We start from the raw sequence: 23,171 nt of genomic DNA, 5'->3' as shown, positions 1-23,171 counted from the left end.
TAGATAGATCTGATATTGGCCTTCTTTAATTTCCATACCCGATACATCAAAATAGTCCAACATACCCTCGGGTAATACCAGTTTCAACAAGTCTAATTCCTTCAACTTTTTTAATGGCAAAGAAATACCAACTTCATCTTTCCCCCAACTTTCCAGATTGATCCAATATTTGCCTTATCCGGGATCAGGATTAAAGCTTTTGATGTATTCTTGAAATCGGAAATTAAGCAATAGATTTGACGATAGAATAAATCACACTTGAGCGTAGATACTTCATGTATTTTTTGAATCCCGGTGTTTTTTGGGCATTTGCTTTGCTGCTAATACCCATCATCATACATCTCTTTAACTTTAGGAGACTTAAGAAGGTATACTTTTCGAATTTATCCTTTCTTACTAGTATAGAGCAGCAACAGAAGTCTAAATCGACACTCAAAAAGTTTCTCATACTTATATCAAGACTTTTGGTCTTTTTTTTCTTAGTTGTGGCCTTCAGTAAGCCAATGCTTGGAGACGGCCTTAGCTCCGAAAGCGTAAGGTCAGGCGCTATTTATCTTGATAATTCCTATAGTATGCAACAGACCGATGCCAAGGGAGAACCGTTGCTTTATGGTGCATATTCTTCCATCCAAGCACTTTTCAATGAATGGGAAGGGGCAGCTGTTCGAGTGTTTGATAATGATGGGCAAAGCGAGTTTTCTGAGCCAGATGCTATTTTATCGGAAGTTAGGTTTTCAGATGGGGCATTATCCCTGGACGATTTGATTGGTAGGGCTGAATATTATGGTATTGATCTTTTACACGTTTATGGAGATTTGCAGCGATCCACTATACTGCCGATCGATAAAGCATTAGGTGACAGTTCAATGATGATTATTTATCATCAATTGATAGCGGAGAATTCTCGAAATCTTTATGTGGATTCTGTGTTTTTGGAGAAACCGATTGGTTTGACCGGGGTGAATACATTGCATTTTGGAATCAGGAATACGGGTAGCGAAAAGATGGATAATGTACTGGTGAAGGTGGAAAAAGGTGAGCAACAGCTGTCAGCTTTTACGGCGACCTTACAAGGCCTGCAGACTGAAATGCTTTCTTTGGATATTGGGGTGAATGAGCCACTGGCGGGTAATTATAAGATTAGTGTGCAGGATAATCCTGTGGTTTTTGATAACGACTTTTATTTCTCCATTTCACCTGCCACTAAGCCACTTGTAGTGGTATTATCTTCTGCCAAGAGCGATGGCGGCTATTTTGAGAAGGTGTTTTCTAACAGTGACTATTTTAGCCTCGTCAGTAATTCAATCGAGAATGCTTCTTTTGAGGATGTTGTAAATGCCGATTTATTGATCTTAAATGGTCTGGAGAGGATTCCAAATTGGCTGGTAAGTCAGGTAGATCAGATCGACGGTAAGATACTTGTGGTGCCGTCAGTATCAGCTGATCTGGAGTCATATCATCCCGTTTTGGGTTTTGGACTGGAGCAGAAAAGAAGACCGGAAGAGGGTACGGTAAGTCGAAAATCACTCGATCATCCTTTTTTTGATGGGGTGTTTAGTGAAAAGAATGAACGCGCGGGTCTGCCCAATGTAAAGGGTACCTATGGTGTGTCCGGGTTTACTGAATCCATCATAAGTGCGAATGAAGGTTTCCCCTTCCTTGTCAAGTCTGGAAAGAAACCCACCTACGTGATAACCAGTCCTTTGGTAGATTCGATGACCAATTTTCACAAACATGCAATTTTTGTCCCGGTCATGTATCTGTTGGCTCAGCCAATGGGAGTAGCTCCTATGTCATATCGTCTTGGCGGTGGTTTAATTCCATTGAAAATGGATGGCGTAGCTCCGGGGGATATTTTGGAATTGAGAAACTCACAGAACGTATTTATTCCTAGTTACAGATATTCCAAGGGTGAAGTCCTGTTGGAACTCCCAGATGTTATTTCGATCCCCGGAATTTATCATTTGGTTTCTGAGAATGACACGCTTAAATCTATTGCACTCAATTTTGATCAGCGAGAGTCCGAAATCGCTGCTATTGGTTCAGGTGAATTTGAGGAGATGATCCAGGGTTATGACCATATTCGGCTGGAGAAGGTGGATAGCGGAGCAACTCTGATGAGTAATACTTCCGAAAGCAGTGAGAATGGCTTATGGAAATATGCATTAATTTTGGCGCTGATATTTTTAATGGCAGAAACCTTACTTCTAAGATTTACCTAATGAAAACACTACTTGCCAATGCTAAGATCATGGACGTTAACTCCAAATATCATGGAGAGACCCTGGACATACTTGTGGAAGAAGGTGTGATCTCTGCGGTTGGCAAGGGACTGGAGGGTAGGAAAGTAATTGATTTAAAGGGGAAGGTAGTTACTCCAGCCTTTTTTGACCTTTTTGCTCATTTTAATGAACCCGGATTTGAGCATAAGGAAAATTTGGCTTCCGGGGTCAAAAGTGCCCTGTTTGGTGGCTTTTCGGATGTTTGCCTGATACCCAATACTCACCCGGTGATTGACAGCAAAAGTGACGTTGGTTTTATAAGAGCGGGTTCTACGGCCGGAGTGGATTTACACGTGATTGCGGCCGTGAGTGAAGGGTGCCTTGGGGAGAACCTTACAGAAATACTGGATTTGCAGGATGCCGGTGCCGTGGCTTTTTCAGACGGTCTCCATCCAATATGGAATACCGAGTTGCTATTAAAGGCCCTTCAGTACGTCCAGAAGTTTGATGGACTTATTATGAACAGGCCTAAGGACGTTCATCTTTCTCAATTTACCCATATGCATGAAGGCGGTGTGAGCACCACTTTGGGCCTGAAGGGAGAGCCGGGTATTTCAGAAGAAATTGCCATCAAACGGGATCTCGACATTCTGAAGTATGCGGGTGGAAGGCTGCATGTTAGTCATTTGAGCACGGCAAGAGGTGTGAACCTGATCAAATCTGCTAAGAAGAAGGGGCTTCAGGTGACAGCAGATGTGGCAGTGAATCAATTGTTATATACGGATGATGACCTGATGGACTATGATTCTAATTTGAAGTCTGACCCACCTTTTAGAGGTGAAAGGGATCGTAAAGCATTGATAAAAGGCCTGAAAGAAGGGGTGATTGACGCGATTATTTCTTCTCATCAGCCACAGGATCCTGAGAGTAAAGAGCTTGAATTCGATTTAGCGAGCCCGGGTATCATGTCTCTGCCCACCCTATATTCTGACTTGCTTACGTTACAGGGTGAGCTACCTTTGGAGATAGCCGTACAAAAGCTTACCTCAGGACCAAGGGCAGTATTAGGTCTTCCTGAGGTGAAAGTGGAGGCTGGAAGCATCGCAAAACTGGCCGTTTTTGACCCGTCTCATATTTGGGAATTCACTGGTAAGCAGAATCCATCCAGGTCAAATAACACACCTAAATATGGTAAGCAGCTGACCGGTAAGTGTTTTGGAGTGTATAATCAGGGTCATTTTTTTCAGAATAAATAATAATATGCTGAAGATTTCCATCAAATACGCACTGATTTGCGGGGTATTTATCACGATCATTTATCACCTTTCTTTTTTCTTCAATTCGAATCCTCTGATTGACCTAAGTCACTTATTGTTTGATGTGATCTTATTTGGTCTGTTTATATTTTTCGCGGAAAAGGAATATAAGACCTATCATGGTCAGGGAGTCTTCCACTTTTGGCAGGGCATGACTATGGGGTTTATAGTTTACACTGTTGCAACCCTTCTTTTTGTGGGGGCATTGGTTCTTTATTTCCAATTTTCAGAGGATGCTGTAAGGAATTATCAGGAAGCTGCGACCAATTTCCTCAACGAGCGCGCTGAGATGTACAGGGAACAGTTTGGTGAAGCCGGATTGCAGGAGCAAATGGATGAAATACATGATGTAACCATGTGGGATTTGGTTCAGAGTTCGGCACTCAAAAAAATGTTGGCCGGATTCTTCATTACCCCGGTTATATCCATAATTTTAAGGAAACAACCTAAATGAAATACCCATGGAAGAAACTAAAAATATTTCTATCAAAAGTGTGGCAATCAAGTATGGTCTTATCAGCGGGCTAATTGGTATCATTTTCTTTTTGGTCATTGATTTTGCAGGCCTGTCAGGTAATCAGTCCGTTTCATGGATAGGTATACTTTTTACTGCGGTCATCATGTATTTTGCCCAGAAAGAGTTCATCAAAGAAGGTGATGGATACATGAATTATGGTGAGGGCCTGGGGTTGGGTACTTTGATGTCTTTGGTTTCAGCGGTCATATCCAGCATATTCACCTATATCTATGTGTCTTTTGTAAACCCTCAGTTTATTGAAAACATCAGACAGGCGCAAGTAATTGCCATGGAAGAGGAAGGTATGAGCGACGCTCAGATTGAGCAAGCCATGAAGATTTCTGAGAATTTCACAGGCCCCACGGGCCTATTGATTTTTGGTTTGATTGGTGGTGTTTTCGTAGGGTTTCTTATTTCACTGATTATCTCTGCTATTACAAAAAAGTCCAGACCCGAATTCGAATAATCTGTGTCAGATCAAAGAATAACTCTTTCAATAGTTATACCGGTATACAACGAAGAGGAATCACTCCCGGAGTTGTTTGAGTGGATTTGTAGGGTAGTGGATAAGGAGAACTACGATACCGAAGTGCTCTTTGTGGATGATGGCAGTGGGGACAACTCATGGAGTGTCATCTGTGATCTGAACAAAAAGGACCCACGGGCCAAAGGCATTAAGTTTAATCGGAACTATGGCAAATCTGCGGCTCTGCAAACTGGCTTTGAAGCCTGCGAAGGAGAGGTAGTGGTTACCATGGATGCGGATTTGCAGGACAGCCCTGACGAGATTCCTGCCTTGGTAAAAATGATCATGGAGGATGATTTTCAGCTTGTTTCAGGCTGGAAGAAGAAGCGGCACGATCCCATCGGAAAGACCATTCCCTCCAAATTTTTCAATGCCATCACCCGCATGGTTTCGGGTATCAAACTGCATGACTTTAACTGCGGGCTAAAGGCCTATCACAGAGATGTGGTGAAGAACATAGAGGTGTATGGCGAAATGCATCGCTACATTCCGCTGATTGCTAAATGGAATGGCTTCTACAAAATAGGTGAAAAGGAAGTGCATCACCGTGAACGAAAATATGGGCAGACCAAGTTTGGCCTGGAGCGCTTTGTTCATGGGTTTCTGGATTTGATTTCCGTCACCTTTGTGAGTAGGTTCAGAAAAAACCCCATGCACTTTTTTGGGGCACTGGGCACACTTTCTTTCCTTTTTGGATTGGGTGTCACTGCTTATGTTATTGGGGATAAAATGTACAGAATCTACCATCACATGGCCGTACGAGATGTGGTGGATCAACCGCTGTTTTTTCTTGCGCTGGTAGCTTTGATTATTGGCACACAGTTGTTTTTAGCTGGATTTTTGGCGGAAATGATTATTCAGGTCAATCATAAGAAAGGCGACTATCTGATCACCAAAAGGACAGGTGATGCCTAAGTATTCAGTGATTGTGCCGGTTTACAATCGGCCGAACGAAGTGAGCGAACTGCTGTCCACGCTCGTAAATCAGACATTCAGGGATTTTGAAGTGGTCATTGTGGAAGATGGATCTACGTTAAAGTCTGATGCGGTGATTGCAGAATACCAATCGAGATTATCCATAACGTATTTCATTAAGGAAAATGAGGGACAAGGATTTGCCAGAAACTATGGCTTTGCGAGAGCAAAGGGTGACTATTTTATTGTATTCGACTCTGACTGCCTGATCCCACCTGATTATTTTCAGATAGTGGACACTTATCTGGGCTCACATGCTGTAGACGCTTTTGGGGGGCCGGATGCCGCTCACCCATCATTTACCACAGTACAGAAAGCCATCAATCAAACCATGACTTCATTCTTCACTACCGGGGGTATCAGGGGTGGTGCTTCTCACGTTGGGAAATACCATCCCAGGAGCTTTAATATGGGATTTAGCAGGGAGGTATATGAAAAAACCAAAGGATATATTATTCCATTTATGGGTGAGGACATGGAATTCAGCACACGTCTGTTGAAGGTAGGTTTTGAATCGGTATTGATACCGGAGGCTTACGTTTTTCACAAAAGGAGAACATCACCTGTGAAATTTTTCAAACAGCTCATGTACTTTGGACGAGCCAGAATCAATCTATCCAGGTTCCATGCGGGTCAGGTAGGCATGGTGCATTTGTTTCCGCTGGCATTTACTCTGGGTCTTGTGGGGTCCTTCAGTTTACCGATTTTTTTCTCCGATTCTCTCGGTTTTACCGGACTCATCGGCTATTTGTTCTATCTCAGCATTGTGTTCAGTGAGTCACTGATGGTGAACAAATCACTGACTGTGGCTGCACTTACTCCAGTGATGACCCTGCTCCAGATGACCGGGTATGCCACGGGCCTCCTTTATGAGGGCACAAGGAAGCTGATGGGTATTGACCCCAATACCAGGTATATAGACTTGTACTGATTTCGATCTTTACTTTTCTACCCGGAAAATGATCTCTTGCCTGGGAAGAGCAAATCTTTCCACTTCTTCTTCCGGAAGCTCCATTACGAGTTTGTCCTCAGTGACTTTAAACCCGGCACTGGTTAGCCGCGCGCCATAGTCTTCGCCAAACATGCGCACATGATCATCCTGTCCAAAAGCTTTTTCTCTTTCCAGTGGAGAAGTGATGCTCTTGTCCTCATAGGTCTCTTTTTTCAAAGGGTAGAAAAAGGGTACCTGCAGGATGGCCCATCCCCCTGGTTTTAGTACCCGGCGCATTTCTTTCATTGCCAGGATATCATCGTCCACATGCTCGAGCACGTGGTTGCAAAAGATCACGTCGAATGTATTTTCTTCAAAAGGAATTTGATGGATATCCATTTTCACCTTAGCCAGGGGCGATTCGATATCACCGGTGATGTAGTCCAGGTTTGGGAGGCCTTCAAATCTGTCCATGAAGCAGAGTTCGGGTGCTATGTGAAGCATTTTGTTTTCGCGGGTGAAGAAGTCTGTTTTTCTTTCGAGGTACAACCAAATAAGTCTGTGCCGCTCCAGGGCCAGGCACTTGGGGCAGAGGGCGTTTTCTCTTGATTTTCTTCCGTAAGGCAAAAATTTCCTGAAGGTGGAGTGACATACTGTACATTCCACATTGTTTCCACGATAAAAAAGTGCCAGTACACGCAATCCATGATGACTAACCAGCTGAAGGTATTTTCTGGGTATTTTTCTTAAAAGAAAGCTTATGATTTGCTTCATGGAAATGACGGAATCAGATTTGCAGTTATTTAAATTAGCGGGCAAAGATATTTAAGATCATTATCTTTAAGAATCTATCTCTCGCCGAAGAATTAACATGTTGCGCCTATGGCCCTGATCAGGATTTTGATCATCTTTTTACTCGCTGTTTTCAGTGCTAATATAGTCAATGCACAGTCTCAGAAGGACGGTTTCAGTAAGGACATGCCTACTGAAAACATTCATTTTGGGAAAGAGGCCAACCGTCCTGGTACCAGACCCAAACGCAAGAAGATAGAATACATTTATAAAAGCTCCTCAGAGGGGTTGCTGTATGGTAATCCATGTGCGATGCAAGCCACCCGGAAAATGGGCTTTGAATACGTACTGCAGCCGCCGGGGATACCTGGAAGTCCCACACAGAAGGAATCTGAGCTCAATAACTTCCTGGTGAATCTTAAGTTGATTTTCACCAAAAGTCCTTTTTGGAAACTGATTTTGAACAATAAGATAAAGAAGTGCCGGCAAGACAGTGGAGACATAGTAGGCTAACCAAAAAGAAAGATGGAACCAATCCCCGTTAAATTTTCTCAGACCACCCTCACTGAACTTATGATCCCCAGTTATGCCAATTTTGGTGGTAAAATACACGGAGGTATACTGCTATCGCTGATGGATAAGGTGGCTTATGCGTGTGCGAGCAAGCATGCCGGGGCCTATTGTGTCACGGTTTCGGTGGATGAGGTGGAGTTTTTGCAGCCCGTGGATGTTGGGGAGCTGGTGCATCTGAGGGCTTCGGTGAACCATGTGGGGAACACTTCCCTGGTAGTGGGGATACAGGTGACAGCCGAGAACGTGAAGAACCACACCATTAAGCATACCAACACGAGCTACTTCACCATGGTGGCCAAGGATGACGATGGGAGTCTGGTAAAAGTGCCACCACTCAGACTGGAGAGTATGGATGAGATCAGGCGTTTTATCGAGGTGATCAAGCGTAGAAAACTCAAAACTGAGGCGAACAATAAAATGCAGAAGGCGCAATCAAACTTCGTAATGGCTGAAGATTTTCCACTATTACAGGGCCAGCGCTGTGAAACCAGGCTCGTTGGAGATGATGATCACCTCAACGATCTTTTCGCCGGTACATAAATTTTAGCCCCGACCAATCGTGATCTACAGCGCATACTTTCACATCCACCAGACCATGGTGAAGTCCATGTGCCCGTATATCGTTTTCATTGATGTCTTTTGGTAGTTTAGAGGACCCTTTGGGCCATGAAATCCAAATCACACCCTCTTTTTTTAGTGCTGCTTTGAGGGTTGGCCATATGGATTCCAGGTCAGATCGGAATGAAACAAACGCATGGATAAAGTCATACGGCCCGTTTACTTTGCCATCTTCAAATTCAGTGTTTTCCGGAATATTGAAAAGCAGATCGAAATAGTGCTCTGGCACTTGATACAGATAGCATCGATTTCCAGGCTTTATGCCCAGTTTTTTTAAGAGCGGGGTTCCTGAATATCCGGTGGTCATAGGCATAAGGAGTTGAAAGTGCCACTGTAGCCGTGTTCACGAGCCTTTCTGATAGACTCGCAGGCTTCAGCATCATCCCCCAGCACCTCAAAACTCTGGGCAGCGATGACATAGTTTTCGACACTATCCGGCCAGATATTGATGTTCCATTTAGTCGATTTGATGGCTTTATCCAGCTCGCCAGTCTCCAGGTATACGCGGGCCAGGCCGGTGTAGAGGTAATAATGTTCCTCGGGCAATGACGCTCCGCTTAGCACCAGTGGGTAGGCATTTCCATATATGGACTTGTATTTTTCAATGGCCAGGTCACTGGCCACCTCGAAGTAGCGCTTTGCTTCGTCTATATCATGAATATCGTCCCTATATATCTGGGCCATGAGAAGGTAAGTTTCCATTTTTCGGTAATTGAAAATCAGGAGTTCTTTGAGTTTTTTCAATGCCTTGTAAGGCCTGTTTACTTCCCGGTATGCCAGTGCCAGGTGCTCCTGAAGAGGCAAAGGGTTTCTGGGGGCATAGTTTTCAATAAGTTCAAAATAGTAGATGGCTTCTTCATATACCCCTTGGTTGTACCTATGCTCCGCTTCAAAAACGAAGCTTTCCATCAAGCTCGTTTTGTAGGCTTCCATGTCGTCTTCACCTTCCATGAAGACCCCCAGGGTATTGATGGTAGAAATGGCGCTCTCTATTTCCCCCAGCCTATATTTGTTTTGAGCAGCCTCAAAAATGCCCCGTCGTGCTGTGAGTAGTTCCTCCATTTTCTTTTCATCATAGGCCCGTTTGATAAATATGGAGGTCATCACCAAGGAGGCTACCACAAGGGTGAACCCAAAAGCATAAGCTGTGGCTATCCAATTCTCACGCCAGTTGATTTCCGGTTCTTTGTATGCCCGTCGGTAAGTAGGCCTGGGGGGTGGAGGTGGTGTATAATACGGCTCAGAAGGTTGTCCAAATTGCCACTGGATGTCGTATCGTGCTTTTTGATAGGGATTGGAGAGCACCTGATAGGCATGGTTGATCTCCTTAAACCGCTCTTCCATTTCCACGCTACCATCGTTTTTGTCAGGATGATACTGAAGTGCCAGCCGCTTAAAAGCTGCCCTGATCTCGGCGCTCGAAGCAGCTTCAGTTACTCCTAAAATAGCATAGTAATTAAGCATCCCGAATTTTTCTAATAAACGTCAGTCAGGGATCATATTGTTTCAGCTGAGCAGTTTTTGTGCGATCCAGACGCCCAGGATACAAAGCGTCAACCCTCCGAAAACACTCACCGTCACGTAAGTGACATACTGATAGTATTGAGCTTCTTTTAGTAACCTGAGACCCTCTATGGAAAAAGAGGAAAATGTGGTAAAACCTCCACAAAAGCCAGTAATCAGCAATAATTGGTAGAATTGGTTATTCATTTTCAGGAGTGCGCCAGCCAACAGCCCGATGAGCGCGCTCCCTGCCAGATTGACAATGAGTGTGCCGTAAGGAAGGCTTGGGGTGAATACCCTGAGCGAATATAAAGTGACCAGATATCTGCAAATGCTCCCTGCAAATCCGCCAAGGCCGACCAGTAAAATATTTTTCATAGAGTCTTTAAAAATGATTCTGAATGCTTGACAAGCTCCGGAAAGAAAGCCTGAAATTCCAGTTTGTAGCTTTCATAATCGGCCTTTAGATCCAAAGCTGCTTGCTCCATTTTGGAGCGAAATGGTGTTCGCTGGCTCATCCCTGTCAAAGCGCGGTTGATGCCCTCTACAAATTGATAATTGTACAGCCAGTTGTCACGTTTCATGTAAAACAACATCTTTTGCGCACGTGCAGGGATCACATCATCATAATGAGCAGTCACTTCATAAAACGACCTGGTAAAATCCAATAATGGTGTCGGATGGTAGTTTTCCCAAAGACTAGCCAAAAAGTGATCATAAAAGACATCAGATATTACGGGCGCATAATGGTGATATTTTGGACGCAGCCGCTCCTTTGTTTTGATCACTACTTCATGATCATCGGTGTACCTGTCGATTTCCCGATGAAGCAAAATCCCCTTTTGGATGGCTGAATCAAACTCTTCCCAAGCCTTTCCTTTCACAAAATCCCCCATGAAGTTTCCAATCATGACACGCTCCTGATCCCCGGATAAGTAAATATGTGCAAGAAAATTCATGGCTGCTTGATTATCAGACTGAACAAAAGGCTTGTAGGTCTTTTGATTTTAACCTAAGTTTAAAAATTATTTTGTTAGTACCGCTAAACAAAAGAAATTATCGCGCCTAGTTCAACAAATATGATCCGCACACATTTGAATCTCCTGGTACAGCTGGCCAAGGTGGATGGAGTGGTCGTGCAAGACGAAATTGACCTCATTGCACAGATAGGTGAGGCCAATGGGATGTCTTCCAGTGACATCAGTGCGTGTTTTGAAGATTCCTCGCTCATCGAAAATCTGGAAAACCTGACCGATGACGAAAAATACGAATACATCTACAATATCGTTCAACTCATGAAGATAGATGGACGACTGTATAAGGAAGAGATTCGTTTTTGTGCAAAACTGGCCAGCAAACTAGGGTACAACGAAGATGTTCTCCTGGAGCTTATGCTCAAAATCTACAGTGATCCTGAAATATCTGCCGACAAGGCGTCACTCAAATCCACCATTCAGCAGTATCTGAAAAAATAGTATGGTTCATTCGGAGCATTTTCTTCGGCTCTTACTTTTACTCAAAAAGGAAAGGGAGGAAGACCGGAAGCAGTATGAAAATAAGATAAGAAATCGCTCTCTGGAAGACCGGAAAAAGGAAGGGGTGACCTGGTATCCGGTGGTGGTGGATGGCTCATTTCTGGGTACTGGCGAGAAGTGGGTACTGAAAATGGAGCGCACCACAGATCATGATAAGCGGCATTTCTTTCAGGTGGGTTCCTCGGTGAGCATTTTCCTCAATGATCAAAAGAAAAATTTAAGCGCTTCAGGGATTATAAGTAAAGTCTCAGAGAAATACATGACGGTGGTTCTCAACTTTGATGATCCACCGGACTGGATAGATGAGGGTCGACTGGGAGTGGATTTACTTTTTGATGAGAGCACGTATGATGAAATGGAGCGCACCATGCGCAAGTTGGCTGATGTGCGCGAGGGCCGGATCCAGGAGTTGATCAGCGTACTGCTAGGACATACACAGCCCCGGTTTCATCAATCTATTGGCATCAGACACCCCAATCTGAACGATAGTCAAAATGAGGCGTTAAATCTGATTAAATCCGCTCGGGATTTGGCTTTAGTTCATGGCCCGCCGGGTACCGGGAAAACCACCACACTGGTAGAAGCTATAAAAGACACCATCTCGGAAGAAAAGCAAGTCATGGTAACGGCCGCCAGCAACGCTGCGGTAGATTTACTGGCCGAAAAACTCACCCAACAGGGTATTCGGGTACTCCGAATCGGGCATCCCGCCAGGGTAACAGAAGAGGTGGTATCATCCACCATAGATGCCAGGCTCGCTGAGCATTCAGATGCAAAGCTCCTCAAAGATCTTAGGAAAAAGGCGGAGGAGTACAGGGCTATGGGCAAAAAGCACAAACGTCATTTTGGAAGGGAGGAAAGACAGCAACGGACGTTGCTGCTCAATGAAGCCAGGACCCTTAAAGAAGATGCCCGCATGTTGGAGGATCACATGATCCATGATGAGCTGAATAAGGCTGAGGTGATCGCTTGTACCCTGGTAGGTGCCAATAGTAATTACCTACAGAACAGGACGTTTAAAACCCTCTTTGTGGATGAGGCTTCACAGGCACTGGAGCCGGCCAGCTGGATTCCCATCATGAAGTGTAACAGGGTGGTGATGGCTGGTGATCATTGGCAGCTTCCGCCTACTGTGAAATCGCTGGAAGCAGCCAAAGAGGGGTTGTCAGAAACCGTCTTTGGGAGAAACATCACCAAATGGAATGCCGATGTGATGCTGGAGACCCAGTACAGGATGCACGATGACATCATGTGCTTTTCCAACCAATATTTTTATCAGGGGAAGCTCAAGAGCGGCGAAGTGATCTCTCAAAGAAGGCAATTATTTGAAAAGTCTGTCCTGTTCATTGATACCGCTGGTTGTGGGTTTGAAGAAAAGCTGAACCCTGAAACCTTGTCTACTTACAATGTAGAAGAAGGACGGTTTGTGCTGGCACAACTGGACAGGATCCTGAAGGAGCTTCCGGAAGGGGACGCGCATCAACTAAAGATAGGGGTGATAGCTCCCTACAAAGCTCAGTCGGAGCTTCTAAAGGCGAATTTACCAGACCTTGGATTGCCAGGCGAAGTTCTCAAAAACATCACGATTAATTCTGTGGATGCCTTTCAGGGGCAGGAGCGCGATGTTATGATGATCTCGCTCACCAGGAGTAATTCAGAGGGGATTATCGGTTTTCTCTCCAACGAACGCAGGATGAATGTGGCCATGACGCGGGCCCGGCATCTACTGGTGATGGTGGGGGACTCTGCCACTCTTAGCTCCAACGATTTCTTTGATCAGCTCATTCAGGATCTGCAGCAACGAAATCTCTACCACAGCGCGTTTGAATTCATGTATTCCTGATTTCTGGGAGCTCATATATCCAAATGACATATTGAGGAGGCGGATTTGTTGCTAAATCGTTATTTTGGTCTTAAAAGAATGTTCTATGAAAAAGCTGGCATCGGCTCTTTTATTAATAATTCCTTTAATGGCAATGTCCCAGCCGGAAAGTGAAATACGTGGGGTACTCGCTGCTCAGCAGGACTGCTGGAATGCCGGAGATATTCCATGTTTTATGGAAGGATACTGGAAATCTGATCAACTTGTTTTTGTGGGGAAAGACGGGCTTACCTATGGCTGGCAGACCACTTTGGAGCGGTACCAGAAAAACTATCCTGATCAGGCTACCATGGGCCAGCTGGCCTTTGATGTTCTGGAAATTTATCCACTCAATACCGACTATTGGTTTGTGATTGGCAAGTGGTCGCTGGAGAGAAGCGCAGGGAATGTTGCGGGGCATTTTACGTTGCTTTTCAGGCAGATTGAAGGTGAATGGGTGATTGTCTCTGATCATTCTTCCTGAAATACCGGCTTACACGGATGACTGTTGAGGTTTTTTTGTGCAGTTTTAGCACATAAAAAGGAATTGACATGGGCTTGTTTTCTAAAATCAAAAATTATATCACAGGAGGAGCAGCAAGCGTCAGCGTGGTGTTTGAAAGTCCGATTGTGGATGGAAGTGCTCCGGTCCGACTCTTTGTTACGGCCATTGCTAAAGACCACTGTAAAGTGAAAAAAGTGTACCTAAACGTCCGCGCGCGAGAAACTTATACCAAAACTGTGACCTACACCGAAACAGATGGAGATGGAAACTCCCGTACATCTACCCGTGATGAGACGCGCCATGAGGATCATTTTCAAAAAGAGATGATACTTGGAACCGATGTTGAATTAAAGAAAGGAGCTGAGGATAAATGGCTGGCGGAGTTTGAGCTGCCAACCGATGCGAGAGCTACTTACCATGGTAAAGATGTCTTTTTCAAATGGGAGGTTCAAGCCGGACTGGATATGCCAGGCAATGACCCTGACAGTGGCTGGGTAGAGCTATTGGTCTCTAAGCCTATGAATTATTCTATGAACGATCTGTGAGATGAGCATACTGAAAAACCTTAAAAATTTTGTAACCGGCGGAGCAGCAAAGGTCGATCTGGCCTATGCGGAGGAGGTCTTGAGGGATGGCGAATCACTTAGTGTCATGGTCACTGTGAAGCCACTTGACCAAACGCTCATTTTTGAGAAAGTTTACCTGAACGTGAAAGCGGTCGAGCGCTCAGCGCATGATACCACCATTTATGCGGAGGAGAAGGTTCTGGCTGAGCATGTGCAGGTTTCGGCAGGAGAGGAGAAAACCTGGAGTATGGAGATCAAATTACCTGAATCCGCTCCTGCCACCTATATTGGTAAGCACAGTAGTCTTCATTGGTCGGCACAGGCGGGAGTTGAGTTGCCGGGTGTCAACCCTACCAGCGATCAAAGATCCTTTATCGTAAATAAGAAGATGATTTATCCGGCGACCAGATAGCCATTTTGTGTAAAAAGAGAAGTGAGGTCATTAGAATAGCAGGATAATTTCCTATCTTTTATCAGAACAACTGAAAATGCCCAAAGGCCATGTGCCGCTTTACTTTCTATCAGGGTAAGCCAATCAGGATTGGCTCCCTCATCACGGAACCCACGCATTCCCTCATCAACCAGAGCTTCAATGCCCTGGAGCGGGACGAACCACTAAATGGAGATGGTTTTGGGCTGGGCTGGTACAATCACTCCATTTCGGGTAGCCCGGCTTTTTTCAAATCGGTTACTCCTGCGTGGAACAATCGTAACCTCATACAGCTGGCAAGAATCACCGAATCTACCTGTATCATGGCACATGTACGTGCTGCTACTCAGGGTCTTCAGGTTTCTGAAAACAATTGTCACCCATTTGGTTACAAACAGTATGCCTTTATGCATAATGGGGATATCGGAGGATTTCACAAAATCCGGCGGAAAATTGTTCAGTCCCTTTCGGATGAGGCCTTTGAGGAATTAAAAGGGTCCACTGACTCTGAGCACTTTTTTTGTCTGGTGCAGGATGAACTCAAGAAACGGGATACGCTGTCTCCACATGATCAGATGAGCTCGTCGCTCATGGCTGCGATACGCAAAGTGGTGGAGCTGGGACAGGAAATGGGAGTGGATGAGCCCAGCTATATGAATATGGTGCTAACAGATGGTAGCATATCTGTGGCGGTGAGGTTTACAACGGACGTGCCGGAAAATGCAGATTCGCTTTACCTGAACATTGGTAAGCGGTATGCCTGTGAAGACGGAGTTTGCCACATGATCAGCCCGGGAGAACACGAAAAAGCAGTTATTATCAGTTCTGAGCCGCTGAGTGATGATCCCGGATGGGAGCCAGTACCTGTGAACTCCATGGTGGTAGTGAAGGAGGGATATGTGCTTGATCGTCTGACCATTTCCATGGGGGATTGACCTGGAAGTGTTCAGTGCACGGAGCAAAAAAAGGGGTCTTATCAGCTTATGCTGACAAGACCCCTTTCACATCAATTAAACCGTTTTAATTTACTATCGCTTTAGGAACTTGGTCTGAAACTTGCCTCTTTCAGACTCTAACTCCAGGATGTAAAGGCCAGGATTTAGATCGGATACGTTGAGCGCGTTCATGTTTCCGGAAAGTCTTCTCATTTCTTTTCCACCCAGGTCAATAATTCTCAGGCCTGAGATGACTTTGAAGTCGCCCGTATTGAAATTGAGCATTGCTCCTACAGGGTTTGGATACACTCCGAAAGTAGCTTCTGCAAGCTCACTATCCAAAGACTCTCCGAATGTAGAGCTGCTAGCTGCTGCAACGCCATTGATACTGGTGGCAGAGATGTTGACTGTGTAGTCTTCCACTTCACCATATGAGAAGCTGCCACAGCTCGAAGGTGTTGCATTCCATACCATGGCCACACGCATTCTGGTAGCACCAAGAGACGCTCCTCCGGGTACTGTGAAGCTGGCGGAGTAGGTATTTCCGTTGGAAGAAGTACCAGTGACTACCTGCTCTCCACTGTCTGTGAAGTCCCCATCCTGATTGTAGTCGATCCATACTCTCCAGTTTTCACTGTAGGTAGAGCTTGCAAATCCGGCACTGAAGTAAATAGTGTTGCTGGAGTTGAGCACCAGTGTGGTAGACTGTGAGGTGAAGTTACCATAGCCACCATTGGCTGCCGAGGAGTTATTGATGGACCCAAGTTGAATCAGGTCAATCCACTCATAGTTGGTATTGTTGCCTCCGGCAGTACAGTAGGTCACATTATTAGCAGCTGTGGTCACATTCAAGGCAGTACTCTGAGCTGAGTTGTTGCCTGCGGCATCTTTCGCCCTTACCCTGAAAGCATAAGTGGTACTGGCAGTCAACCCGGTGACACTTGTACTGGTGCCTGATACTGAAGTATAAAGGCTTCCATCTCTGTACACATCGTAGCCTGTCACCCCCACATTGTCGCTGGAAGCATTCCAGGATAGTGTCAGAGTGGTCTGAGTTACGCTTGATGCAGCCAGACCAGTAGGCACCGACGGGGATGTAGTATCCGGAGATTGAGTGGTTACATTCACCGTGTTGCTGGAGGCAGACTCATTGGAGGCGGCATCTACTGCCGTCACATGAAATGAGTAGCTTGTACCAGAGGACAGGCCGGTGATGTTTGCGGATGTTCCGGTTACCGTGCCGATATTGGTAGAGCCCTGAAATACATTGTACCCTGTCACTCCTACGTTATCGCTTGAGGCATTCCATGTGAGGGTCAGGGTAGTCTGAGTCACATTGGATGCTGCCAGGCCTGCTGGTGCCGTAGGTGCCTGTGTATCGCCGCCACCGGAGGTTATACAGAAGTTGGTACTCTCCGATGAGGTGAAGCTCCCGCCAGTTTTGATGGTGGTAGATCCACTCGAAAGGGTATATGATCCACTTCCGTAAGAGCAGCAGATACCATCTCCATAACTGTCATTAATAGTAAAAGTATAGTCACCAGCCGTCAGGTTGATGTTCAGGTTAAGGGTAGATCCATCAGCCTGTGATCCATAGGTTCCGCCTGATGCTACTGTGGTTCCCCCGCTATTCTTTACTGTCCAGCTGGTTTCCTCCGGGTAGTTGTCAAACGTGATCGAGAGGGCCAAAGGAGAAGCCACACAACCCACAGGAGCTGAATAGGCAGCACCCACACCCACGGCATACCAGGCGTTGGTTACGGCTATTTCCTCCGGAGAATCCGCTCCATAGAGATCCTTAGCAGATTGGATGGCAAAGGTTCTCCAGTCCGCGTAAGTTGAATTAGCGCCCAGATACACAGACTGTGACCTCCAGGAGATTGCAGCGGCCTTGTCAATGCCAATGCCGGTTACGCTGTAGTTGCTTCCAATGTCATTGGTTCCTGATTTTCCTACCGTCAAGATATAGAACCAGTGATTACCCACACCGCTGTTGGTGTGTACTCCGCAGTAGTCGTTGCTGCTGCTTGGCGTACAGCTGGTTACGCTTACCCAGTAGGTACCACCATAAGTATCTGGCTGGCTGTGGGCGTTGGGGTTAGACATTGAACGAAAAGTTTGTCCAATTTCTGTACCCAGGTTCCATAGGTCCTTGCTGGTGCCATAGTTTACATTGGTGAAGTTCTCCACACAGGTGCCCCATATGTCACTAAAGGACTCATTCATCGCCCCAGATTCTTTCTGATAAACCATACCAGCTGTATATTCCATAAAGGCATGGCCAATTTCGTGCCCAGTGATGTCCACAGTGGTCAGGGGATCCAGTGAGTTACCTTTTCCATATACCATGACGCTGCCATTCCAGAAGGCATTGTCATTGTAGCCGGAAGGATAGCCATATACAGCCTCTATGTCAGTATTCACGTGACTGTTGATGGTAGCGCCAGAGCCATTGTAGCTGTTTCGGCCAAATGTGGTGCTGAAGAAGTCGTAGGTGGCTGCGGCACCGAAGTGAGCCTCCAAACCAGCATCATCCTTATCCGCATTGTCAAACTCAGCAGCTGTCCAGCTGTTATTGTTGTCTGTATAGTCGGAAGATCCGATAGGAACCCCCGTAGAGCCATTTACGCCAGTGGCTGTGGTAGCATCCCAGGTCACCACCCCGTTTCCACGAGAGTAGTCTCTCAGTCTGTAGCTACCGGAGTAGCTATCCGTATGGATGGTTTGTGTGCCACTGTATCGGGTAGCTGCAGAGCCTACGGCATCCGCAAAATGGATTTTGCTGTACATCATCAGCGTCTCCCCGTTTTTGGCATCCACAAAGACATCATACCGCTGGTAAGGTCTTAAGGAGATGATCTCAAACTTGTAGGTCAATCGGGCCTCTTTGCCAGTAGTGGTAGCATCCAGTATGACCAGTTCGGCTTTAGGTTTCTTTGAGAAGTCCTCTTCCCAAATAAACTTTTCCGCTGTGATCCGGGAGGCAGCCTTGTCCAAAGCAGCCTGCTCAGACAGGGATGGCTTTACATCCACATTTTCTACTTTGGCCAGTTTTCCGGAAAGGTGGGAAATTTTCCCTGATTGGGAGTGTACCGTATACTCTGATCCGAATACTTTGACTCCTTCATAGAAGTGTTGATACTTCTCATGCGTCATGCCAATCTGATCCATTTCAGACTTTATAAGCTTCATGTCATCCGATTCCTGAAGCTGAAGCTGGTCTCTCAGAAGGGTTTTGGCGTCTTGGTTGGGAACTTCCTGCACAGAAATTAACTGGGGGGATTTGAAATCTTTTGCAGGTTTACGCTCACTTTGGGCATAGGTTAGCAATGATGCCCCCATAAGGGTCATTGCAAGTAATTGTTTTCTCATGTGTGTTTTGAATTAGGTTTGAACTTACGTTTTGAATTAGGTTGAATTTAACGGTTTAATTAATTCTGCATAGTCATATTGTCTTTTGTGTGGTTCTCAAAATTTTTCAACAAGCGGGAAGTTGTTTGAGTCGATTTTTAGTCGGTAATCATACTGGTAGCCAGTCAAATGTATAGAAAACTTTTAATACCAATCAAGCTACCTTATGATGTTTTGCGAAAGCCATGTGTGGTTGGTTTTTATTCCGGCAAATGTCCGATTGTGAAATTTAATTTGTGGATTTCGAATGTTTTTCAGGGAATCGAGAAGTGTGTAGGTACATGCAGGATTGGTCGATGCAGGGAATTTTACCCGCCATGTTTTTTAATTATACACGGGAGGAATGACTTCAATCAACTGGAATAGAATCGATTGGCCATTGGTTTTCTGTGCGAGTTGATCCACACCTTCTTTTGTGAGTTGGAGTACACGCGGGTATCCGCCGGTTACCTGCGCATCTCTCATAAGCGCGATGAGCTGTCCGGAGGGGGTAAGCTGTACAGTGCCCGGGATGACTGGAGCTGTGACTATTTCCAGCTGATGAGGAGGCATACCCGGATGGGTGAGTTGATAGCCCATCCTGTTATTGGCATTGATGTGAAAGCCTTTATTAAGGAGCATCTGCCTGGCCTGATCGCTGAGTAGGTCAAATTCTGGCCCAGGGTGTGCTTTCAGGGTTTTGCTGGTAAAGTGCTGAGGGTTTATATGTACAATAGCGTGATTTTTACTTGATCCAATCTGTGGTCTGTAAGTGACCCGATCCCCTTCCTGAAGATTTCCTGATAAGGTGACCATGGGAAACTGTGAATAGCTCCCCAACACCTTCGGGCAATCAAAACCTCCTTTGATGGAAAGGTAGGTTCGGATGCCCTGTATTGGTTTTCCAAAGGAGAGTGTTTGCCCACCCATCACTTGTAAGTTTTGGTTGACCCTCACGATTTTTCCATCCAAATTTGGAGAGAGGTTCGCTCCGGTAAGGGCGATGATGGCCGGTTCTGTGAATTGGAGTTCAGGTCCGATCATCGTGATTTCGATGACCGGGGTATTCTCTTCATTGTTGGTGAGCAGATTGGCCAGTCGTGCGCTTCTGAGATCCATTGCTCCGCTCACCGGGACACCGAAATGCCGCCAGTTCTCTCGTCCAATGTCCTGAATGGAGGTGTGTAATCCGGTTTTGTTGACGATTATTTCACCCATCGATCGTAGAGGTTTGAGGGCGGTATTGGCCTTGTGCTACGAGTTCTTTAATCTGTAGGTACTCATCTGCCTCTACAGCAGTGAATTTCACAGCGTCTCCTGTCTGGATAAAGCATGGAGGATTTTGGGAGGGATCAAACATGGAAACGGGACAATTGCCTATGACGTGCCAGCCACCCGGAGATGAAGCGGGGTAGATGCCCGTTTGGTTTCCGCCTATGGCCACTGAGCCTTGCGGAATTTTACGTACGGGAGTTTGTTTTCGGGGGTAATGTAGTGCAGTGGGCAGACCTCCGAGGTACATAAAACCCGGGAGAAACCCAAAGAAGTAGACAGGGTAGCTGTTTTGGGTATGGAGGAGAACGATTTTTTCAGGAGTGGTTTTTTTGGCTTCTGCCATCCTCAGAAGGTCCACTCCATAAGGGTCATCATAGCACACCGGTAGTTCCCAGCAGAGCCTTTTTGATTTTTGTTCCTCCTTAATGTCCAGTTCAAGGATATTTTCCTGCAATGCTGCCGCCGAAATCTGATTTGTATCGAAAAGGATGGCAATGCTACAGTATGCCGGATAGCAGGTAATTATTTGTTCGGCCAGTTCGTTTGAAATGGCCCTGAAATGCGCCGTGACTGAACCGAGCGTTTCACTGCTGATGACCTCCGGCCATTCCATCAATAAGGTTTCCGGACCAAGTGTACGGAAAACTATTTTCGGGTTCATGACACTTTGAGATGATGGAGGGCTTGCAGGATTTTCAGGGCATCAGGATTGTCACCATGCACACAAAAGGTTTCTGCCTCAAATTCTATTTCATCCCCCTCTATGGAGATGAAGATACCTCTGTCGGTAATGGATTTTACCTGCTCTACTGCATCATTGGGTTTAGAGATCACGCCGGCAGGATTTTTTCGTGAAACCAGTGCCATGTTGCTATGATACCTTCTGTCCCCATAGCCTTCAAAGCGCACTTTGATGCCTTGTTCTTCCGCCATTTGTGCTATTGTGCTTCTCCATGGAGCCATCAGCGCGGTGCCAGGATAATCTTTAATCACTTCCAGCACAGTCCAGGCGATTTCAGGATCTACTGCTGCCATGTTATACAGTGCTCCGTGCGGTTTGATGTGTTCGATGTCCGGATAGATTTTTCTCAGGGCATCTATCTGAGTGCGAAGTGTATCAGATAACGCATTTTTTTCCATTCGCATGGGGAGCCGACCAAAATTGGCCTGATCTGGAAAAGATGGATGTGCACCTATCGAAACGCCATATTTCAGTGCGAGATCCACTGTCTTTTGCATGGAACTCTCATCCCCCACATGCCCGCCACAGGCTATGCAGCATTCATTCAGGAAGGGCATCAGAAGATGGTCATTCCCTATGTTTTCACCCATGTCACTGTTGATGGTCCAGGTTTTCATTGTCTTTAGTTGTGAATCTGTGTCAGAAATTAGTTGTATTTTAAAGAGAAAAACAAACATCAACAATGAAAAGTCTATTTGCATTGATTCTCATAGCCTTCTGCGAGGTAACAATGGCGCAGCAAAAGCTCATTTATGCGGGGAGATTGATCGATGGGGTGGGGGATAAAGTGCAGACTCAAAAGACGATTATAGTAGAGGGTAAGAAGATTGTGAAAGTGGTCAATGGGTATCAGCCTCCCGAATCCGGAGATGTGGTGATCGATTTGAAAAACATGACGGTGATGCCGGGCCTGATAGACATGCACGTGCACCTGGAGCATGAGACGAGCAAGGATAGATACCTTAAAAAATTCACGATGAACGAAGCGGATGTAGCTTTTGAGTCGGCGGTCTTTGCAGAGGTCACATTAATGGCTGGGTTTACCACGGTAAGGGATTTAGGGGGAATGGGTGTGAATATTGCATTGCGAAACGCCATCAATAGAGGGGTGACTGTAGGGCCCAGGATTTTTACGGCAGGAAAGTCTTTGGCCATCACAGGCGGACACGCAGATCCGACCAATGGATACAGAAATGACCTGATGGGCGATCCCGGTCCGAGGGAAGGTGTGGTAAATGGTGCCGCAGACGCTATGAAAGCTGTTCGGCAGAGGTATAAAGATGGGGCTGATCTGATCAAGATTACCGCCACCGGCGGTGTGCTTTCCGTGGCTGAAGATGGAAGTGGACCTCATTTTAGCGAAGGAGAGATAGAGGTCATCGTGAAAACGGCGAATGATCTAGGTTTCCAGGTGGCAGCTCATGCACATGGAGATGAAGGGATGCAACGGGCAGTAAGGGCAGGGGTGAAAACCATAGAGCATGGGACTTACATGTCTGAAGCAACCATGGAGCTCATGAAGGAAAAGAATGCCTATTATATTCCTACCATCACTGCCGGGATGTCAGTGGCTGAACTCTCCAGGGTGGCTGGTTATTATCCAGATATGGTGGCCCGGAAGGCTGCCGTCATAGGTCCGCAGATCAGTGAAACGTTTACCCGAGCCTATAAAAAGGGTGTTCCCATAGGGTTTGGCACGGATGCCGGGGTATTTCCCCATGGGCAAAACTATAAGGAATTTATCTACATGGTGGAGGCCGGGATGCCTGCCATGGAGGTCATCAAGTGTGCTACTTCGGTGAATGCGGCTATTTTGGGTGTTTCAGATCAGTTGGGGAGTATTCGCCCCGGTCTGTTTGCAGATATTGTGGCTGTGGATGGCAATCCCCTCGAAGATATTGACAACATGGGCAAGATCAATTTTGTCATGAAGGAAGGTGTGGTCTATAAAGACTGACC

General features: G+C 45.9%; 24 protein-coding genes and 1 pseudogene. 16 read left to right on the top strand and 9 right to left on the bottom strand.

Translation table 11 applies throughout. The annotated features are described in order from the left end of the window. Positions 1-275 precede the first annotated feature (275 nt). The 7 genes and pseudogenes from RIH33_RS21040 to RIH33_RS21010 all read left to right on the top strand — a co-directional run. Positions 276-500: pseudogene (locus RIH33_RS21040) on the top strand (BatA domain-containing protein); the annotation flags it as partial. A 72-nt stretch (positions 501-572) separates the two neighbouring features. Beyond that, positions 573-2,222 carry a hypothetical protein gene (locus RIH33_RS21035; protein ID WP_406650699.1) on the top strand — a complete coding sequence of 550 codons (1,650 nt, stop codon included), beginning with the start codon at positions 573-575 and terminating at the stop codon, positions 2,220-2,222. Continuing rightward, positions 2,222-3,478 (top strand): dihydroorotase, encoded by a 1,257-nt coding sequence (locus tag RIH33_RS21030; RefSeq protein ID WP_406650697.1) that lies wholly within the window; start codon positions 2,222-2,224, stop codon positions 3,476-3,478. Before RIH33_RS21035 ends, RIH33_RS21030 begins: the two co-directional genes overlap by 1 nt. A 4-nt stretch (positions 3,479-3,482) precedes the next feature. Beyond that, complete coding sequence (locus RIH33_RS21025; RefSeq protein ID WP_406650696.1) at positions 3,483-3,992, top strand: DUF4199 domain-containing protein; 510 nt, start codon at positions 3,483-3,485, stop codon at positions 3,990-3,992. Positions 3,993-3,999: 7 nt separating this feature from the next. Continuing rightward, a complete protein-coding gene (locus RIH33_RS21020) occupies positions 4,000-4,521 on the top strand; it encodes a DUF4199 domain-containing protein (RefSeq protein ID WP_406650695.1) in 522 nt (173 codons plus the stop codon). Positions 4,522-4,524: 3 nt separating this feature from the next. After that, positions 4,525-5,496, top strand: coding sequence for a glycosyltransferase family 2 protein (locus RIH33_RS21015; RefSeq protein ID WP_406650694.1), 972 nt, complete (start codon positions 4,525-4,527; stop codon positions 5,494-5,496). After that, on the top strand, positions 5,489-6,487 hold the full coding sequence (locus RIH33_RS21010) for a glycosyltransferase (protein WP_406650693.1): 999 nt from the start codon (positions 5,489-5,491) through the stop codon (positions 6,485-6,487). Before RIH33_RS21015 ends, RIH33_RS21010 begins: the two co-directional genes overlap by 8 nt. A 9-nt stretch (positions 6,488-6,496) precedes the next feature. On the opposite strand, the gene RIH33_RS21005 is transcribed toward RIH33_RS21010, so the two are convergent. Then, the gene (locus RIH33_RS21005) at positions 6,497-7,261 is read right to left on the bottom strand and encodes a class I SAM-dependent methyltransferase (protein ID WP_406650692.1); all 765 of its coding nucleotides are present in this window, start codon (positions 7,259-7,261) and stop codon (positions 6,497-6,499) included. Positions 7,262-7,369: 108 nt separating this feature from the next. Here RIH33_RS21005 and RIH33_RS21000 point away from each other — a divergent pair, with 108 nt between their 5' ends. Then, positions 7,370-7,792 (top strand): hypothetical protein, encoded by a 423-nt coding sequence (locus RIH33_RS21000; RefSeq protein WP_406650691.1) that lies wholly within the window; start codon positions 7,370-7,372, stop codon positions 7,790-7,792. 12 nt (positions 7,793-7,804) lie between these two features. Further along, the gene (locus tag RIH33_RS20995; RefSeq protein ID WP_406650690.1) at positions 7,805-8,392 is read left to right on the top strand and encodes an acyl-CoA thioesterase; all 588 of its coding nucleotides are present in this window, start codon (positions 7,805-7,807) and stop codon (positions 8,390-8,392) included. On the opposite strand, the gene RIH33_RS20990 is transcribed toward RIH33_RS20995, so the two are convergent. From RIH33_RS20990 to RIH33_RS20975, 4 genes are read right to left on the bottom strand one after another with little or no spacing between them, the layout of a single operon-like run. Then, a complete protein-coding gene (locus RIH33_RS20990; protein ID WP_406650689.1) occupies positions 8,367-8,777 on the bottom strand; it encodes a DUF3052 domain-containing protein in 411 nt (136 codons plus the stop codon). The two genes, RIH33_RS20995 and RIH33_RS20990, sit on opposite strands and share 26 nt — an antisense overlap. Then, positions 8,774-9,934 carry a DnaJ domain-containing protein gene (locus RIH33_RS20985; RefSeq protein ID WP_406650688.1) on the bottom strand — a complete coding sequence of 387 codons (1,161 nt, stop codon included), beginning with the start codon at positions 9,932-9,934 and terminating at the stop codon, positions 8,774-8,776. The genes RIH33_RS20990 and RIH33_RS20985 overlap by 4 nt, the downstream gene beginning before the upstream one ends. A 42-nt stretch (positions 9,935-9,976) precedes the next feature. Beyond that, positions 9,977-10,351 carry a fluoride efflux transporter CrcB gene (gene crcB / locus RIH33_RS20980; protein ID WP_406650687.1) on the bottom strand — a complete coding sequence of 125 codons (375 nt, stop codon included), beginning with the start codon at positions 10,349-10,351 and terminating at the stop codon, positions 9,977-9,979. After that, positions 10,348-10,932, bottom strand: a complete 585-nt coding sequence (locus RIH33_RS20975) for an ACP phosphodiesterase (RefSeq protein WP_406650686.1) — start codon at positions 10,930-10,932, stop codon at positions 10,348-10,350. The genes crcB and RIH33_RS20975 overlap by 4 nt, the downstream gene beginning before the upstream one ends. A gap of 120 nt (positions 10,933-11,052) precedes the next feature. On the opposite strand from RIH33_RS20975, the gene RIH33_RS20970 reads away from it, so the two are divergent. The 6 genes from RIH33_RS20970 to RIH33_RS20945 all read left to right on the top strand — a co-directional run bounded on the left by RIH33_RS20970 (position 11,053) and on the right by RIH33_RS20945 (position 15,805). Then, complete coding sequence (locus RIH33_RS20970; protein ID WP_159582234.1) at positions 11,053-11,448, top strand: TerB family tellurite resistance protein; 396 nt, start codon at positions 11,053-11,055, stop codon at positions 11,446-11,448. A 1-nt stretch (position 11,449) separates the two neighbouring features. Then, complete coding sequence (locus tag RIH33_RS20965; protein WP_406650685.1) at positions 11,450-13,351, top strand: AAA domain-containing protein; 1,902 nt, start codon at positions 11,450-11,452, stop codon at positions 13,349-13,351. Positions 13,352-13,478: 127 nt separating this feature from the next. Further along, positions 13,479-13,853 carry a YybH family protein gene (locus RIH33_RS20960; protein ID WP_406650684.1) on the top strand — a complete coding sequence of 125 codons (375 nt, stop codon included), beginning with the start codon at positions 13,479-13,481 and terminating at the stop codon, positions 13,851-13,853. A 68-nt stretch (positions 13,854-13,921) separates the two neighbouring features. Then, entirely contained in the window at positions 13,922-14,419 is a 498-nt protein-coding gene (locus RIH33_RS20955) for a hypothetical protein (RefSeq protein ID WP_406650683.1), read from the top strand. Position 14,420: 1 nt separating this feature from the next. Next, positions 14,421-14,852: a sporulation protein gene (locus RIH33_RS20950; RefSeq protein ID WP_406650682.1), complete on the top strand. Its 432-nt coding sequence runs from the start codon at positions 14,421-14,423 to the stop codon at positions 14,850-14,852. An 89-nt stretch (positions 14,853-14,941) separates the two neighbouring features. Continuing rightward, complete coding sequence (locus RIH33_RS20945; protein ID WP_406650681.1) at positions 14,942-15,805, top strand: class II glutamine amidotransferase; 864 nt, start codon at positions 14,942-14,944, stop codon at positions 15,803-15,805. 93 nt (positions 15,806-15,898) lie between these two features. Here the strand turns inward: RIH33_RS20945 and RIH33_RS20940 are convergent, their stop codons facing one another. The 4 genes from RIH33_RS20940 to pxpA all read right to left on the bottom strand — a co-directional run bounded on the left by RIH33_RS20940 (position 15,899) and on the right by pxpA (position 21,829). Continuing rightward, the gene (locus tag RIH33_RS20940) at positions 15,899-19,177 is read right to left on the bottom strand and encodes a M4 family metallopeptidase (RefSeq protein ID WP_406650680.1); all 3,279 of its coding nucleotides are present in this window, start codon (positions 19,175-19,177) and stop codon (positions 15,899-15,901) included. A 363-nt stretch (positions 19,178-19,540) separates the two neighbouring features. Next, complete coding sequence (locus RIH33_RS20935; RefSeq protein WP_406650679.1) at positions 19,541-20,413, bottom strand: biotin-dependent carboxyltransferase family protein; 873 nt, start codon at positions 20,411-20,413, stop codon at positions 19,541-19,543. Then, positions 20,406-21,131, bottom strand: coding sequence for a 5-oxoprolinase subunit PxpB (gene pxpB / locus RIH33_RS20930; RefSeq protein ID WP_406650678.1), 726 nt, complete (start codon positions 21,129-21,131; stop codon positions 20,406-20,408). The genes RIH33_RS20935 and pxpB overlap by 8 nt, the downstream gene beginning before the upstream one ends. After that, positions 21,128-21,829: a 5-oxoprolinase subunit PxpA gene (gene pxpA / locus RIH33_RS20925; protein ID WP_406650677.1), complete on the bottom strand. Its 702-nt coding sequence runs from the start codon at positions 21,827-21,829 to the stop codon at positions 21,128-21,130. The genes pxpB and pxpA overlap by 4 nt, the downstream gene beginning before the upstream one ends. A gap of 65 nt (positions 21,830-21,894) precedes the next feature. Between pxpA and RIH33_RS20920 the strand changes: the two genes are divergently transcribed. Continuing rightward, a complete protein-coding gene (locus RIH33_RS20920; RefSeq protein WP_406650676.1) occupies positions 21,895-23,169 on the top strand; it encodes an amidohydrolase family protein in 1,275 nt (424 codons plus the stop codon). Positions 23,170-23,171 lie beyond the last annotated feature (2 nt).

Origin of the sequence: Marinoscillum sp. (assembly GCF_040222955.1) — a bacterium.
Taxonomy (GTDB): Bacteria; Bacteroidota; Bacteroidia; order Cytophagales; family Cyclobacteriaceae; genus Marinoscillum.
This window is presented reverse-complemented; position numbering and strand designations above follow the sequence as displayed.

Excerpts from the sequence above, each read along its gene's own strand:
- RIH33_RS20990 (WP_406650689.1), bottom strand. The coding sequence starts at position 8,777 with ATGACCACCGGATATTCAGGAACCCCGCTCTTAAAAAAACTGGGCATA.
- RIH33_RS20940 (WP_406650680.1), bottom strand. The coding sequence starts at position 19,177 with ATGAGAAAACAATTACTTGCAATGACCCTTATGGGGGCATCATTGCTA.
- pxpB (WP_406650678.1), bottom strand. The coding sequence starts at position 21,131 with ATGAACCCGAAAATAGTTTTCCGTACACTTGGTCCGGAAACCTTATTG.
- RIH33_RS20950 (WP_406650682.1), top strand. The coding sequence starts at position 14,421 with ATGAGCATACTGAAAAACCTTAAAAATTTTGTAACCGGCGGAGCAGCA.
- RIH33_RS20985 (WP_406650688.1), bottom strand. The coding sequence starts at position 9,934 with ATGCTTAATTACTATGCTATTTTAGGAGTAACTGAAGCTGCTTCGAGC.
- RIH33_RS20975 (WP_406650686.1), bottom strand. The coding sequence starts at position 10,932 with ATGAATTTTCTTGCACATATTTACTTATCCGGGGATCAGGAGCGTGTC.
- RIH33_RS21010 (WP_406650693.1), top strand. The coding sequence starts at position 5,489 with ATGCCTAAGTATTCAGTGATTGTGCCGGTTTACAATCGGCCGAACGAA.
- RIH33_RS20920 (WP_406650676.1), top strand. The coding sequence starts at position 21,895 with ATGAAAAGTCTATTTGCATTGATTCTCATAGCCTTCTGCGAGGTAACA.
- RIH33_RS20970 (WP_159582234.1), top strand. The coding sequence starts at position 11,053 with ATGATCCGCACACATTTGAATCTCCTGGTACAGCTGGCCAAGGTGGAT.
- RIH33_RS21005 (WP_406650692.1), bottom strand. The coding sequence starts at position 7,261 with ATGAAGCAAATCATAAGCTTTCTTTTAAGAAAAATACCCAGAAAATAC.
- RIH33_RS21000 (WP_406650691.1), top strand. The coding sequence starts at position 7,370 with ATGGCCCTGATCAGGATTTTGATCATCTTTTTACTCGCTGTTTTCAGT.
- RIH33_RS20935 (WP_406650679.1), bottom strand. The coding sequence starts at position 20,413 with ATGGGTGAAATAATCGTCAACAAAACCGGATTACACACCTCCATTCAG.
- pxpA (WP_406650677.1), bottom strand. The coding sequence starts at position 21,829 with ATGAAAACCTGGACCATCAACAGTGACATGGGTGAAAACATAGGGAAT.
- RIH33_RS20955 (WP_406650683.1), top strand. The coding sequence starts at position 13,922 with ATGGGCTTGTTTTCTAAAATCAAAAATTATATCACAGGAGGAGCAGCA.
- RIH33_RS20945 (WP_406650681.1), top strand. The coding sequence starts at position 14,942 with ATGTGCCGCTTTACTTTCTATCAGGGTAAGCCAATCAGGATTGGCTCC.
- RIH33_RS20960 (WP_406650684.1), top strand. The coding sequence starts at position 13,479 with ATGGCAATGTCCCAGCCGGAAAGTGAAATACGTGGGGTACTCGCTGCT.
- RIH33_RS21025 (WP_406650696.1), top strand. The coding sequence starts at position 3,483 with ATGCTGAAGATTTCCATCAAATACGCACTGATTTGCGGGGTATTTATC.
- RIH33_RS20965 (WP_406650685.1), top strand. The coding sequence starts at position 11,450 with ATGGTTCATTCGGAGCATTTTCTTCGGCTCTTACTTTTACTCAAAAAG.
- RIH33_RS21035 (WP_406650699.1), top strand. The coding sequence starts at position 573 with ATGCAACAGACCGATGCCAAGGGAGAACCGTTGCTTTATGGTGCATAT.
- RIH33_RS21030 (WP_406650697.1), top strand. The coding sequence starts at position 2,222 with ATGAAAACACTACTTGCCAATGCTAAGATCATGGACGTTAACTCCAAA.
- crcB (WP_406650687.1), bottom strand. The coding sequence starts at position 10,351 with ATGAAAAATATTTTACTGGTCGGCCTTGGCGGATTTGCAGGGAGCATT.
- RIH33_RS21020 (WP_406650695.1), top strand. The coding sequence starts at position 4,000 with ATGGAAGAAACTAAAAATATTTCTATCAAAAGTGTGGCAATCAAGTAT.
- RIH33_RS20995 (WP_406650690.1), top strand. The coding sequence starts at position 7,805 with ATGGAACCAATCCCCGTTAAATTTTCTCAGACCACCCTCACTGAACTT.